This is a genomic window from Pseudomonas putida, assembly GCF_050990305.1.
In the GTDB taxonomy this organism is placed as follows: Bacteria; Pseudomonadota; Gammaproteobacteria; order Pseudomonadales; family Pseudomonadaceae; genus Aquipseudomonas; species Aquipseudomonas putida_AH.
This window is the reverse complement of the sequence record NZ_CP158817.1, coordinates 1,235,630-1,249,890: the sequence shown is the minus strand read 5'-3', so window position 1 is coordinate 1,249,890 and position 14,261 is coordinate 1,235,630. Positions and strand designations below refer to the sequence as shown.

13 protein-coding genes and 1 pseudogene are annotated in these 14,261 nt (G+C 60.0%); 6 read left to right on the top strand and 8 right to left on the bottom strand.

What is annotated here, in order from left to right; genetic code table 11:
* Positions 1–32 precede the first annotated feature (32 nt).
* Positions 33–410 (top strand): hypothetical protein, encoded by a 378-nt coding sequence (locus tag ABTV22_RS05655; RefSeq protein WP_433738947.1) that lies wholly within the window; start codon positions 33–35, stop codon positions 408–410.
* A gap of 37 nt (positions 411–447) precedes the next feature.
* Here ABTV22_RS05655 and ABTV22_RS05650 read toward each other — a convergent pair whose 3' ends face one another.
* Positions 448–657: a cold shock domain-containing protein gene (locus tag ABTV22_RS05650; protein ID WP_110966634.1), complete on the bottom strand. Its 210-nt coding sequence runs from the start codon at positions 655–657 to the stop codon at positions 448–450.
* Between the two features lie 234 nt (positions 658–891).
* Here ABTV22_RS05650 and plsB point away from each other — a divergent pair, with 234 nt between their 5' ends.
* The 3 genes from plsB to ABTV22_RS05635 all read left to right on the top strand — a co-directional run bounded on the left by plsB (position 892) and on the right by ABTV22_RS05635 (position 4,624).
* On the top strand, positions 892–3,393 hold the full coding sequence (gene plsB, locus ABTV22_RS05645) for a glycerol-3-phosphate 1-O-acyltransferase PlsB (protein WP_433738946.1): 2,502 nt from the start codon (positions 892–894) through the stop codon (positions 3,391–3,393).
* A gap of 120 nt (positions 3,394–3,513) precedes the next feature.
* A complete protein-coding gene (locus ABTV22_RS05640) occupies positions 3,514–3,912 on the top strand; it encodes a YbaY family lipoprotein (RefSeq protein WP_433738945.1) in 399 nt (132 codons plus the stop codon).
* A gap of 22 nt (positions 3,913–3,934) precedes the next feature.
* Complete coding sequence (locus ABTV22_RS05635) at positions 3,935–4,624, top strand: DUF4197 domain-containing protein (protein ID WP_433738944.1); 690 nt, start codon at positions 3,935–3,937, stop codon at positions 4,622–4,624.
* 137 nt (positions 4,625–4,761) lie between these two features.
* Here ABTV22_RS05635 and ABTV22_RS05630 read toward each other — a convergent pair.
* The 3 genes and pseudogenes from ABTV22_RS05630 to ABTV22_RS05620 form a co-directional block, all read right to left on the bottom strand.
* Positions 4,762–4,902: pseudogene (locus ABTV22_RS05630) on the bottom strand (DUF6124 family protein); the annotation flags it as partial.
* 820 nt (positions 4,903–5,722) lie between these two features.
* Positions 5,723–8,788, bottom strand: a complete 3,066-nt coding sequence (locus ABTV22_RS05625) for an efflux RND transporter permease subunit (protein ID WP_433738943.1) — start codon at positions 8,786–8,788, stop codon at positions 5,723–5,725.
* 6 nt (positions 8,789–8,794) lie between these two features.
* A complete protein-coding gene (locus ABTV22_RS05620) occupies positions 8,795–9,895 on the bottom strand; it encodes an efflux RND transporter periplasmic adaptor subunit (protein ID WP_433738942.1) in 1,101 nt (366 codons plus the stop codon).
* Positions 9,896–9,988: 93 nt separating this feature from the next.
* Between ABTV22_RS05620 and ABTV22_RS05615 the strand changes: the two genes are divergently transcribed.
* On the top strand, positions 9,989–10,624 hold the full coding sequence (locus ABTV22_RS05615; protein WP_433738941.1) for a TetR/AcrR family transcriptional regulator: 636 nt from the start codon (positions 9,989–9,991) through the stop codon (positions 10,622–10,624).
* Between the two features lie 93 nt (positions 10,625–10,717).
* On the opposite strand, the gene ABTV22_RS05610 is transcribed toward ABTV22_RS05615, so the two are convergent.
* Complete coding sequence (locus ABTV22_RS05610) at positions 10,718–11,500, bottom strand: class I SAM-dependent methyltransferase (RefSeq protein ID WP_433738940.1); 783 nt, start codon at positions 11,498–11,500, stop codon at positions 10,718–10,720.
* 93 nt (positions 11,501–11,593) lie between these two features.
* Between ABTV22_RS05610 and ABTV22_RS05605 the strand changes: the two genes are divergently transcribed.
* Positions 11,594–12,214, top strand: a complete 621-nt coding sequence (locus tag ABTV22_RS05605; protein ID WP_433738939.1) for an energy transducer TonB — start codon at positions 11,594–11,596, stop codon at positions 12,212–12,214.
* A gap of 18 nt (positions 12,215–12,232) precedes the next feature.
* On the opposite strand, the gene ABTV22_RS05600 is transcribed toward ABTV22_RS05605, so the two are convergent.
* From ABTV22_RS05600 to ABTV22_RS05590, 3 genes are read right to left on the bottom strand one after another with little or no spacing between them, the layout of a single operon-like run.
* Positions 12,233–13,054 carry an isocitrate lyase/PEP mutase family protein gene (locus ABTV22_RS05600; RefSeq protein WP_433738938.1) on the bottom strand — a complete coding sequence of 274 codons (822 nt, stop codon included), beginning with the start codon at positions 13,052–13,054 and terminating at the stop codon, positions 12,233–12,235.
* A 35-nt stretch (positions 13,055–13,089) separates the two neighbouring features.
* Complete coding sequence (locus ABTV22_RS05595) at positions 13,090–13,950, bottom strand: DUF72 domain-containing protein (RefSeq protein WP_433738937.1); 861 nt, start codon at positions 13,948–13,950, stop codon at positions 13,090–13,092.
* Positions 13,950–14,258: a hypothetical protein gene (locus ABTV22_RS05590; RefSeq protein WP_433738936.1), complete on the bottom strand. Its 309-nt coding sequence runs from the start codon at positions 14,256–14,258 to the stop codon at positions 13,950–13,952. The genes ABTV22_RS05595 and ABTV22_RS05590 overlap by 1 nt, the downstream gene beginning before the upstream one ends.
* Positions 14,259–14,261: the final 3 nt, after the last annotated feature.

The following is a 14,261-nucleotide window of genomic DNA, read 5'->3' as shown; positions in this document are numbered from 1 at the left end:
ATGGATTTTTCAGACACGCAGTGAGGACATCCATGCGCCAGCCCGATATCGAGATTTACCTGAAAGACGCCGACGTCGACCATAAAGCCATTTCAACCTGGCTCGGCGCCGCGCTGGGCCCATGCAGCGACTGGGTGCAGAAAGGCCAGACCTACAAGTGCAAGGCCGGCAACGTGCCGGTGACCTGGTTGCCCAAGGCTGTAGGAAAATGGAACAGCCTGTACCTGGAAAGCGACCAGACGCCGTGGGACGACGACATCGCCTGCGCCCGCGCCGCGTTTGCCGCGCTGAACGTCGAAGTGCGCTGCGCACCAGGCAGTTGGGTCGAAGAAGAAGGCGAGGAGACGGCGGATCGCTGGATTCGCATCAGCGCCGACGGTGAAGAAGAGATCACCTGGAAAACCGCTTAAAGCAAAAAAGAGAGCAGCCTTCGGCAGCTCCTACAGATTAAAGACCTACAACATCCTCAGCCTGCAACCCCTTCTGCCCTTCCACCACCGCGTACTCGACCTGCTGGCCTTCGGTCAGCGAACGGTGGCCTTCGCCGCGAATCGCGCGGTAGTGCACGAACACATCCACCCCGTCCGCGCGTTGAATAAAGCCGTAGCCCTTGGCGTCGTTGAACCACTTAACGCTGCCGGTTTCACGTGTTGCCATCTGTTCATACTCCCTTTTTATTATTGATCGGGCTTTTCGCAGGAAAGCCTCGGAACATCAGCCTGCACTTGCCGTCCCATGAAAGGCTGCGGCGACAGAGCGCCGAGTATATGTCAGACGTTTAATCTCTCAATAGCACTTTGATTGCCGCTTTTTTGCCGATTTTCGATGAATACGGCACACTAACGCCCGCCCGAGCAAACGCTCGGTTTTATTCACTCATGCAGATGCCGTATGACCCGCTCCCCGCTCCGCCGTCTTGTGTTTGGCACCCTGCGCCGACTGTTGTACCTCTGGGTTCGCTCCGAGACGATCAACCAGTCGTCGTTCACCCTCAACCTCGACCGCAGTCGTCCGGTGTTCTACGTCCTGCAAAACCCTTCGCTGACTGACTTGGCCGTTGTCGATACCGAATGCAGCAAGGCCGGCCTGCCACGTCCGGTGCTGCCGGTATCGGTGGGCAACCTGCTGGAACCCGCCGCGTTCTTCTACCTCACGCCAGATCCGGACTGGCTCGGCCGTCAGGACAAGCGCGGCGCACCGCCAACCCTGACCCGTCTGGTCAGCGCCCTGAGCCAGAACGCCGCCGAAGACGCGCAGATCATTCCCGTCAGCGTTTTCTGGGGCCAGTCGCCGGACAGCGAAAACAGCCCATGGAAACTGCTATTCGCCGACAGTTGGGCGGTCACCGGGCGTCTGCGTCGCCTGCTGAGCATCATCGTGCTCGGACGCAAGACCCGCGTGCAGTTTTCCGCGCCGATCCACCTGCGCGAGCTGATTGCACAGGACAAGGGTCACGAACGCACCGTGCGCATGGCCCAGCGCATCCTGCGGGTGCACTTTCGCAATCTCAAAACCGCTGTGATCGGCCCGGATATCTCCCACCGGCGCAACCTGGTCAAGGGCCTGGTCAACCAACCGCAGGTCAAGCAAGCGATCCTCGACGAAGCTGAGCGCGAAAATATCTCGGTGGAAAAAGCCAAGGCCCAAGCCCTGCGTTACGGCAACGAGATCGCCTCGGACTACACCTACACCGCGATCCGCTTTCTGGAAGTGGTGTTGAGTTGGTTCTGGAACAAGATCTATGACGGCATCAAGCTCAACAACATCGAAGGCGTACAGACAGTCGCCCCGGGTCACGAAGTGATCTACGTGCCGTGCCACCGCAGCCACATCGATTACCTGCTGCTGTCTTATCTGCTGTTTCGCAACGGCCTGACTCCGCCGCACATCGCCGCCGGGATCAACCTGAACATGCCGGTGATCGGTGGCCTGCTGCGTCGTGGCGGCGCGTTCTTCATGCGCCGCACGTTCAAGGGCAACCCGCTGTACACCTCGGTGTTCAACGAATACCTGCACACCCTGTTCACCAAGGGGTTCCCGGTGGAGTACTTCGTCGAGGGCGGACGCTCGCGTACCGGGCGCATGCTGCAACCGAAAACCGGGATGCTGGCGATCACCCTGCGCAGTTTCCTGCGTTCGTCGCGCATGCCGATCGTATTCGTGCCGGTATACATCGGCTACGAGCGCGTACTGGAAGGCCGCACCTACCTCGGCGAACTGCGCGGGGCGAGTAAGAAGAAAGAATCGATCTTCGACATTTTCAAAGTCATCGGCGCGCTCAAACAGCGCTTTGGCCAGGTGGCGGTGAACTTCGGCGAGCCAATCAAATTGGCGCAATTCCTCGACAGCGAACAACCGGACTGGCGCCAACAGGAACTCGGCCCGCAGTTCAAACCGGCCTGGCTCAACGAAACCACCAATCGCCTGGGAGAGAAAGTCGCGCAGCATCTGAACGAAGCGGCGGCGATCAACCCCGTCAACCTGGTGGCATTGGCGCTGCTGTCCACCAGCCGCCTGGCCCTGGACGATCGCGCCATGGCGCGGGTCCTCGATCTGTACCTGGCGCTGTTGCGCAAGGTTCCGTATTCGCCGCACACCACCCTGCCGGAAGGTGACGGGCGTGCGCTGATCGAGCATGTCAAGGACATGGATTTGCTCTCGGAACAGAGCGACGCCCTGGGCAAGATTCTGTATCTGGACGAGCAAAACGCCGTCCTGATGACTTACTACCGCAACAACGTGCTGCACATCTTCGCGCTGCCGGCGCTGTTGGCGAGCTTCTTCCAGAGCGCCTCGCGCATGAGCCGCGAACAAATCCTGCGCTACACCCGCGCGCTGTACCCGTACCTGCAAGCCGAACTGTTCATACGCTGGTCGCTGGAGGAGTTGGACGGGGTAATCGATCAATGGCTGGAGGCCTTCGTCGAACAAGGCCTGCTGCGTTTCGAGAACGACGTCTACTTGCGCCCGGCACCGAGCTCGCGGCATTTCGTGCTGCTGACCCTGCTGTCCAAAAGCATCGCCCAGACCCTGCAGCGCTTCTACATGACCGTTTCCCTGCTGCTCAACAGCGGCCAGAACAGCATCAGCGCCGAAGAACTGGAAGACCTGTGCACGGTCATGGCCCAGCGCCTGTCGATCCTGCATGGCCTGAACGCCCCGGAATTCTTCGATAAGAGCCTGTTCCGCCACTTCATCCAGACCCTGCTCGATCTGGACGTGCTCAAGCGTGACGAGGCCGGCAAGCTGGGCTATCACGAATTGCTGGGCGAATTGGCCGAGGGCGCGGCCAAACGGGTGTTGCCGGCGGAGATTCGCTTGTCGATCCGGCAGGTGGCGTTGCATCGCAGCGAAGATGCGGCTGATCAACCTGCCACACCGTCACAGACCTGATGCAAGCACCTGTGGGAGCGAGCCTGCTCGCGAATGCGGTCTAACATTCAACATCACTGTTGACTGACACACCGCTTTCGCGAGCAGGCTCGCTCCCACATTTTTAAATGGAGTTATCCAATGAAAAAACTCTCTCTACTAGCCATGACTGCACTGCTGGGAGCCTGCCATTCAATGCAGCCTGCCCCCAAAGCCAGCCTCGACGGCGAAGTCTTCTACCTGCAACGCATCGCGCTGCCACCGACCGCGATCCTCAGCGTCAGCCTGCAAGACATTTCCCTTGCCGATGCCCCGGCCAAGGTCATCGACGAACAACGTGGCCCGGTCAAAGGCCAGGTGCCGCTGCCGTTCCACCTGAGCTACGACCCTCAGAAGATCGAGCCCAATCACCGTTACTCGATCAACGCGCGCATTGAAGTCGACGGCAAACTGCTGTTCATTACTACCGAGAACCACGCCGTGCGCCTGGACGGTACTGACCCGCAACCCGTGAAGGTCCGCGTTGACGCGGCCCGCTAATTTTTTAAAAAAGGAAGTTGCCATGTTCCGCCCTACCCTTCGCTTTGCTGGCCTGTGCGCAGGCCTGATGATCAGCGCCAGTGCCATGGCACTGTCCCTCAGCGACCTGTCGCAAAAAGACGCCACTGGCGGACTCAAGGACGCCTTGACCCAGGGCGCGCAAATAGCCGTGAAACAATTGGGCACACCGGGCGGCTTCAGCAACAACCCGGACGTAAAAATCGAATTGCCAGGCAAGCTGGGCAAGGTCGCCAGCAAAATGAAACAGTTCGGCATGGGTGATCAGGTCGATCAACTGGAAGCCAGCATGAACAAGGCAGCGGAAACCGCTGTGGTTCAGGCCCAGCCGATCCTGGTCGATGCGGTGAAGAAAATGACCGTCGAAGACGCCAAGGGCATCCTCAGCGGCGGCAACGACTCGGCCACCCAATACCTGAACAAGACCAGCCGCGAACAGATCCGCGCCAAGTTCCTGCCCATCGTCAAGCAAGCCACCGACCAGGTCGGCCTGGCTCAACAATACAACTCGTTCGCCGGCCAGGCCGCAACCATGGGCGTGATCGACGCCAAGAGCGCCAACGTCGAAAACTACGTCACCGAACAGGCGCTGAACGGCTTGTTTGAAATGATCGGCAAGCAGGAAGAAGTCATTCGCAAGGATCCGGCGGCGGCAGCGACCAGCCTGGCGAAGAAGGTTTTCGGCACGCTCTAAGCCTCACCGTCAGAACCCTGTAGGAGCGGGCTTGCCCGCGAAGAGGCCACATCAGCCAACATCAATCCCTGACTGAGTGCCCCACCGAAAAAAGCCCGCTGGCCTCCACAGGTTCAGCGGGCTTTTTCCGTTTGCGATTACTGCGGCTCAATCTGATCCAGCACACGGTTCACCGACAACTGCGCCAGCACAATCATCTGCTGGATGCCCAGCACCAGATTGCACGTCGGGCCGGTGAGGCTGGAGGACAACTCCGTGGCCATGACATTGGCTGATGCAAAGATTTAGAGAGCCATCGCGAGCAGGCTCGCTCCTACAGTCTGGAATGGGAAAAATCCGCAAAATCAGGTCGGCTGTCAGGCCGTCTTCGCGGGCAAGCCTCGCTCCTACAAGGGCATTGGCGGCATCTGCAAAATCAGGTCGGCTGTCAGGCCGCCATCGCGGGCAAGCCTCGCTCCTACAAGGGGATTGGTGGCATCTGCAAAATCAGGTCGGCTGTCAGGCCGCCATCGCGGGCAAGCCTCGCTCCTACAAGGGCATTGGCGGCATCTGCAGAATCAGGTCGGCTGTCAGGCCGTCTTCGTTGGCAAGCCAGCTCCCACAGGTATGTGGTCACCTGTGGACCCGTAGGAGCTGTCGAGTGTAACGAGGCTGCGATCTTTTGATTGTTTAGAAGCAAGATCAAAAGATCGCAGCCTTCGGCAGCTCCTACAGGGGGTCGTGCCGGCAATCAGGTCGAGTGTCAGCTCGCCTCGGCCGCCCTTGATCCACCCGCCCCTTCGGTAGGCTGAGTGGAGGCGTTCATCCGGGGGGTAGGCGCGGAGCGCCGTGCGGCGAAGCCGCACACATCGAGAGGAGGTGCAGCGAAGCAAACCGGAGGCGATGCCCCCGGATGAATGCCGGAGCGAAGGAACCCCGAGCCTTGGCGAGGGGCCGTACGTTCGGGGCGAGCGTTTTTTTGGTTACTTTTTTTAGGCGTTTGTAAAAAAAGTGACTCGCCGTAAGGGCGAAACCATAAGCAGCCGTTACCGCAGCAATGGATCTGCACTCAATCAACCAACGACTTGGTCGGCCCGTAAGCCGCCAAGTCAAACGAACTCAGGCCGACTCTTTCTTGACCCTGAACCACGCCGCATACAACGCAGGCAAGAACAAAAGCGTCAACGCCGTCGCCACAATCAACCCACCCATGATCGCCACCGCCATCGGCCCGAAGAACACACTGCGCGACAACGGAATCATCGCCAACACCGCCGCCAGCGCCGTCAACACAATCGGCCTGAACCTACGCACGGTGGCCTCGATAATCGCCTGCCACGGCTTCAATCCAGCCGCGATGTCCTGCTCGATCTGATCCACCAGAATCACTGAGTTACGCATGATCATCCCCGACAGCGCGATGGTCCCGAGCATGGCGACAAACCCGAACGGTTGGCGGAACACCATCAAGAATAGCGTCACCCCGATCAAGCCCAACGGCGCCGTCAGAAACACCATCGCCGTGCGTGAGAAACTGCGCAGTTGCAGCATCAGCAACGTCAGTACGACCACGATGAACATTGGCACACCGGCATTGACCGACTTCTGCCCACGCTCGGAGTCTTCTACGGTGCCGCCGACATCCAGCAGATAACCGTCGGGCAATTCAGCACGGATCGGATCAAGCGTCGGCATAATCTGTTTCACCAGGGTCGCCGGTTGCTCCTTGCCGTAGATGTCGGCGCGGACCGTCACGTTGGGCAGGCGGTTACGGTGCCAGATCACACCTTCTTCAAAACCGTATTCCAGGGTGGCGATCTGCGACAGGGCGACACTGCGCCCGTTGTCCGTCGGCACCGCCAGGCTTGGCAGCAACGACAGCTCGGTACGTTCATGCACAGTGCCGCGCAGCAGGATCTCGATCAGTTCGTTGTCTTCGCGATACTGGCTGACGCTGGAGCCGGTCAGCGAGCTCTGCAAGAACTTCGACAGGTTCGCCGTGCTCACGCCCAGCGCCCGCGCACGGTCCTGATCGATATTCAAGTACACGACTTTGCTCGGTTCTTCCCAATCCAGATGGACGTTGGCCACATGGGGATTTTCCCGCACCTTGGCCGCGACCTTGCGGGCCAGCGCGCGAACTTCCTCGATGTGCTCGCCGGTCACCCGGAACTGCACCGGATAGCCAACCGGCGGGCCGTTTTCCAGGCGTGTGACCCGCGATCGCAGGGCCGGGAATTGCTCGTTAAGCGTGGTGATCAACCAGCTGCGCAGGGTTTCACGTTCCTCGATGGTTTTGGCCAGTACGACAAACTGAGCGAAACTCGCCGCCGGCAGTTGCTGATCCAGCGGCAGGTAAAAACGTGGTGAACCCGTGCCGACGTAGGCCACGTAGTTGTCGATTCCGGCCTTGTCCTTGAGCAAGGCTTCGAGGCGTTTGACCTCGTCGGTGGTATTGCTCAGGGAAGCACCTTCGGCCAGTTTCAGATCGACCATCAATTCCAGTCGCCCCGATGCAGGGAAGAATTGCTGCGGCACAAAACGAAACAGGAATACCGAAGCGATGAACAGAATCACCGTCGCCGCGATCACCGTCTTGCGCCGACGCACGCACCACTCCACCACACCTCGGACTCTCTGATAAAACGACGTGCCGTAAGGGTCAGGCTGATCGGGACCGTGTTTGGCTGCATGAATTTTCGCCAGATCCGGCAGGAGTTTTTCCCCCAGATACGGCACGAACACCACGGCCGCCACCCACGACGCCAACAATGCGATGGTCACCACCTGGAAAATCGAGCGGGTGTATTCGCCGGTGCCCGATTGCGCAGTGGCAATCGGCAAGAACCCGGCGGCGGTGATCAGCGTACCGGTGAGCATCGGGAACGCAGTGCTGGTCCAGGCATAGCTCGCCGCTTTGATCCGGTCGAAGCCCTGCTCCATTTTGATCGCCATCATTTCCACGGCGATGATCGCGTCGTCCACCAACAAACCCAACGCCAGCACTAACGCACCGAGGGATATCTTGTGCAGGCCGATGCCAAGGTAATACATGGTGGCGAAGGTCATCGCCAGCACCAGCGGAATCGCCAGCGCGACCACCATGCCGGTGCGCACGCCGAGGGAGAAAAAACTCACCAGCAATACAATGGCCAGCGCTTCTACCAGCACCTGAACGAACTCACCGACCCCGGTTTTCACTGCTGCAGGTTGATCGGATACCTTACGCAGCTGCATACCGGCGGGGAGGTTCTTCTGGATGCGGGCGAACTCGACTTCCAGCGCCTTGCCCAGCACCAGAATGTCGCCGCCGTCCTTCATGGCCACGGCCAGGCCGATGGCGTCCTCGGCCATGAAGCGCATGCGCGGCGCCGGTGGATCGTTGAATCCACGGCGCACGTCAGCCACATCGGAGATGCGGAAGGTGCGATCCCCTACCCGAATCGGAAAGTTTTTTATCTCATCGACGGTCTGAAAATTCCCTGAAACCCGTAGCTGCAATCGCTCGCTGCTGGTTTCGAAGAAGCCGGCGGTGGACACCGCGTTCTGTTCCTCAAGCGCCTGCTGCACCGCTGCCAACGGCAAGCCAAGGGTGGCGAGTTTGACGTTGGACAGTTCGATCCAGATCTTTTCGTCTTGCAAGCCGAGCAACTCAACCTTGCCCACGTCCTTCACCCGTTGCAGCTGGATCTGGATGCGGTCGGCATAATCCTTGAGCACGGCGTAATCGAATCCGTCGCCGGTCAGCGCGTAGATGTTGCCGAAGGTGGTGCCGAATTCATCGTTGAAGAACGGTCCCTGAATACCTGGTGGCAAGGTGTGGCGAATGTCACTGACCTTCTTGCGCACCTGATACCAGAGCTCCGGAATCTCCACCGAGTGCATGGAGTCGCGGGCAATGAATGTCACCTGGGATTCACCCGGACGGGAGAACGACACGATGCGTTCGTACTCGCCGGTTTCCATCAGCTTCTTTTCGATGCGCTCGGTCACCTGGCGCGAGACTTCCTGCGCGGTGGCGCCCGGCCAGTTGGTGCGAATTACCATGGCCTTGAAGGTAAAGGGCGGGTCTTCGCTCTGGCCGAGCTTTGTGTAGGACAACGCACCGACGATGGCCAGCAAAAGCATCAGGAACAGTACGATCTGGCGGTTACGCAACGCCCATTCGGAGAGATTGAAGCCCATCGGGGATTACTCCTTGTCCGCCAGATTGACCACGCGGTTGGAGCGATCCACCGGGCGCACTTGCTGCCCGTCCAGAAGCACATGGACGCCTGCAGCCACCACCCAGTCGCTAGCGTTGAGTCCTTCGAGCACCGGCACGGTTTTCTCGCCGAAGGCACCGACCCGCACCGGCGTTTTTTTCAGGGTGTTGTTGGCGCTGACGACCCAGACGTAGGTCACACCGTTTTCTGCGGTCAGTGCTGACAACGGCACGGAGAGTGGCACGGTCTCGGCGGTTTGCACGAATACCCGGGCACTCTGGCCCAATTCCACCGGTACCTTGCCGGCATTGAAAGTGATGCGCGCGGCGAAGGTGCGGGACTTGGGATCGGCCGCGGGAGACAGTTCGCGGATATGCCCGGCAAAGCGCTGATCCGGTTGCGTCCACAGCTCCACCGACACAGGCTGGCCGACCTTGAAGCGGCCAAAGCTCTGTTCCGGCAGGCTGATCAACACTTCGCGCTCGCCATCGGTGGCCAGGGTGAACACGGTTTGACCGGCGGCCACCACTTGCCCCACTTCCAGCGCTCGCTTGGCCACGACACCATCCTGGGGCGCGCGCAATACGGCGTAGCTGGCCTGGTTGGTCGAGACATTGAATTCGGCTTTGATCTGTTTGAGGCGGGCCTCGCCGGAGCGATAGAGGTTTTCCGCGTTGTCGTACTGCGAACGACTGACCATCTGGCGGTCCATCAGGGTCTTGTAGCGATCACGTTCGGCGCGCACCAGATTGAGATTGGCCTCGGCGGCGGCGACTTGGGCGCGGGTGGCTTCCAGTTGCAAGCGCACGTCTTGCGGGTCGAGCTCCGCCAGCGGCTGATCGGCCTTGACCCGCTGCCCCTCTTCTACCAGTCGTCGGCTGACTTTACCGCCAATGCGAAACGCCAGGTCCGGCTCAAAACGAGCCCGGACTTCACCGGGATAACTTTCCATTGCCTGGGACGAAGGCTCTGGCTGGACCACCATGGCCGGGCGAACACTGACTTGGGGCGCCTCTTCGTGACCACACGCTGTCAAAAAAAACGCCAGACTGACTGGCAACGCGAGGGGCAAGGCATAGCGGAACATGGTGGAGGACCTTTCGCTAATGGTGCTTGGAATAATTATACTGACCAGTATGTTATTAATAGCAAACTCACCAGTCCAGTAATAAAAGCGCATATGCCGAACAATCCTTCAGTACCCAACGGCCCAGGCCGCCCCAAGGATCTGGCCAAGCGCCAGGCGATCCTCGACGCGGCGAAAACGCTGTTTTTGACCAAGGGATATGCCAACACCAGCATGGATGCTGTCGCCGCCGAAGCAGGCGTTTCGAAGCTGACGGTCTACAGCCATTTCAATGACAAGGAGACGTTGTTCTCCGCCGCCGTCGTGGCCAAGTGCGAGGAACAGTTACCGACGCTGTTTTTCGAATTGCCCGAAGGCGTGGCGGTGGACGCCGTACTGCTGAACATCGCCCGTGGCTTTCATGTGCTGATCAACAGCGACGAATCAGTGAACCTGCATCGCTTGATCATGACCCTGGGCAGCCAGGACCCGAGCCTGTCGCTGATCTTCTTTGAAGCCGGTCCCGAGCGCATGCTGCACGGCATGGAGCGGCTGCTGAGCAAGATCGACCAGAGTGGTGCGTTGCGTATCGAAAAACCGCGCAGTGCGGCGGAACACTTCTTCTGCCTGCTCAAGGGCGCGGCGAACTTTCGGCTGCTGTATGGCTGCGGCGAACCGTTGACCGAGGACGCGGCGGAGAGCCATGTACGGGAAGTGGTGGAGTTGTTTATGCGGGCTTATCGGCCCTGATTCAGACATCGAAAAAGATCGCAGCCTTCGGCAGCTCCTACATCGGGCGATGTAAACCCGGTCCTGTAGGAGCTGCCGCAGGCTGCGATCTTTTCAGGGCTTCAATGCTTTCTTGGGATAGATGTCATACCGACTGGATTTGCCATCCAGCGCATGACTCGGCTTTGGCCCTTCGATGCACGGCGCCTTGCGCGGGCGCTTGACCACCACACGGTGGGTGGCCAACGCCAATGCGGCTTCGAGCAATGCCGGTGCATCCGGGTCATCGCCCACCAGTGGCCGGAACAGGCGCATTTCCTTCTTCACCAGCGCGGTTTTCTCACGGTGCGGGAACATCGGGTCGAGGTAGATCACCTGCGGCGGCTCGCCTTCCCAATTACGCATCACCTCGATCGAATTGCCCTTGAGCAAGCGCATGCGCGCCACGATGGGCGCCACGTCGAAATCTTCCGCGCCACGGGCCAAGCCATCTTCGAGCAAGGCACCGATCAGTGGCTGACGCTCGATCAGACTCATCTCGCAACCCAGACTGGCCAGTACGAACGCATCCTTGCCCAGTCCCGCCGTGGCATCCAGCACCCGAGGACGCACGCCCTGGGCAATACCGACGGCCTTGGCGATCATCTGCCCGCTGCCACCGCCGTATAACCGCCGATGCGCCGCGCCGCCCTCAACGAAGTCCACCCGCACCGGCCCTGGCGCGTCCGGGCCGAGCTGTTGCAGCTGCAAACCCTGATCGCCCACCTGCAATGCGAATTCGCCGTCATCCACCTGCAGCGGCAGGCCCAGGCGCTCGGCCCAGTGCTCGGCCTGTGGCTGAAAAGTCTCGCCCAGGGCCTGGACATGGATGCGGCACGCGGCCGGTTGCTCAATCATGGGAAAACACGCTCAAAAAATTAATGATCGGCAAAAACTGCCGATAACAAAACTATCGAGCATTTTGCCAGAGCTGAGCGTCGACCGAGAGAAATGTCAGACATTCAACCCACAATCACAGGTTTTATCTCGCCCTACGGCGATTACAACCTGCGAAACACCCAGGCACTGAGCGGCGTCAGCCACATCTGGCAGGATTTCTTTGCCCGAGCGCTGGCCGAACAGTCGGGTGAGGTGCTGCCGCAATCGCTGAACTTTCCACCGGTCGATCTCGAAAGCCCGGTCGAACCCACCGTTGGCAGCGACTTGCTGGCACACATCATTTCCCAGCGCGAATGCGACGTGAAGGACACCGAAGTCCGCCCGCCCGAGCCGCTGTTCCTGCCGATTGCCGAATTCGAAATGGACCTGGCCGACAAGCCATTCCCTCCGTTCCCGCCGGAAGAAATCGTCGCCCAGCAGAAACAACAGAACTTCGAAAGTGGCTGGGTGCGTCCGATCGTATTGACCGCAGGCCAACCGGTACCCGAAGCCGGCCCGGCACCTCAACCGCGTCCGCTGCACCTGCCAATCGCCGAATTCGAACTCGACCTTTTGGACAAGCCCTTCCCGCCGTTCTCGCCGGAAGAAATCGTGGAACAACAGAAACAACTCGATTTCGATAACGGCTGGGCGCGCCCGATCATTCTGCAGAACCTGCGCCTGGCCGCCTGATCCCCAGCGCCCCCGCGCTCAACCTTTGAACAGTGAGTTGGCCTGCTGATAAGGCATGGATCGCGACGTGAACCCGAACGTACCCGACGCCTTGATCTCCTGAGCCGCGCGGTAGAACTCGCCCAGTGCCGCCAGCGCCAGCGCCGAGCCGACACTGATGCGCTTGACGCCCATTTCACCCAGCTCTTGCACCGTCAGCTTCAAGCCACCGGACATCAACACGTTGACCGGTTTCGGCGCCACGGCACGGACCACGGCCAGGACCTCTTCAGCGCTGCGCAACCCTGGTGCGTACAACACATCCGCACCGGCCTCGGCGAACGCCTTCAAACGGCGAATCGTGTCCTCAATGTCCGGATTGCCATGCAGGAAATTCTCGGCGCGGGCCGTCAGCATGAAAGGGAAAGGCAAGCTGCGAGCGGCGGCGACAGCGGCCTTGATACGCGCCACAGCATGTTCGAAGCAATAGATTGGCGTCTCTGGTCGGCCCGTGGCGTCTTCGATCGAGCCACCGACGGCACCCGCCTCGGCTGCCCGCAAGATGCTTTTAGCGCATTCGGCAGGATCATCGGCAAAACCGTTTTCCAGATCGACGGCTACCGGCAAGTCGGTGGCGGCGACAATCGCCCGAACATTGACCAGGGTCTCGTCCAGGTTCAGCCCGCCATCGGGTTGAGCCTGAGAAAAAGCGTAACCGGCACTGGTGGTCGCCAGTGCCTCGAAGCCCAGGCTGGCAAGCATTTTTGCTGAACCGGCATCCCATGGGTTGGGGATCACAAAAACGCCGTCGCGTTCGTGTAAGGCTTTGAAGGCTTGGGCTCGAAGGGTTTGCGCGTCCATTGGCAGGCTCCTGCAAAAGGGGAACGTATCCGCCTTCAGAGCAAGCCAAGTTGCTCGGCGGCGGGTTCTCTGTATAGCTCAGGCAACGCTGGCAAGCCAGGCAAACGCAGCATCAAGCGGGCGTGGAAACGCTGCGCCAGTTTCGCCGCCAGTACGTTGTCGGCGGTGTGCAGGAAGATATAGGGCGTGCGGCCCTCTTCGATCCACAGAGCGATTTTCTCCACCCAGGGCGACAGGAACGTATCGTTGGCTTCCAGTTGGGGATGACCGATGAAACGCACTTGCGGGAACTGGGTGAAAGCAGCCGGGCGCGGCGGCACCCTGGGCTTTTTCGACTGAGCGTGGAGCACTGAAGGATCGGTCGAGGTGCAACTGAACAGCGCGCGCGGATCGAGGCAAATGCGCTCGACGCCTCGATCAAGCAACAGACGATTGAGCAGTCGCTCACTGTCGCCCTTGGCGAAGAAATCGTCATGGCGCACTTCCACCGCCAAGGGGCGCTGCAAGGCGTCGATAAATCCGGCCAGTTCGGGCAAGCGCTGTGGCGTGAAACTCTTCGACAGCTGCAGCCACAGTGGCGACACCCGTTCACCGAGCGGGCTGAGCAATTGGGTGAAAGTTTCGGCGGCGGTCAGTTGTTCGCGCAGGTCACCGCCATGACTGATGTCGCCGGGGAACTTGGCGGTGAAACGAAAATGTTCGGGCATCGTTTCGGCCCAACGCTGCACGGTGCTGGCAGCCGGGCTCGCATAGAAGGTCGTGTTGCCTTCCACGGCATTGAAAACGTGGGAATAGAGATCGAGAAACTCGGCGGGTTTGGCGTCTTGCGGATAGAGGTAATCGCGCCAGGCGTTTTCACTCCAGGACGGGCAACCGAGGTAGTAAGGCAGCAACATCAGATGTACAGGTCAAGCCCCAGCACTTCCCCTTCCCACTCAACGAAACCGGCGGTGCTCAGGTAACTGGCCAGGGCCATCGCCACGCTCTTGCTCATGGCGCGGTGGTAAAGCATGTCTTGCTGACGGGCGGGAAGATTGCTCAGGCGTTGTGCTGCGGCTTTGGCGGCACGGGCGGCCAATTGCTCTTCGGACGGAAATTCCAGCTCGCCGTCGATATCGACGACTGACTCGTCTTCCACCACATGGCCTTTGCGGGGCTTGCGCTTGATGGGGTAGGACTGAGAGGAAAGGCCGTCTATACGCATAAG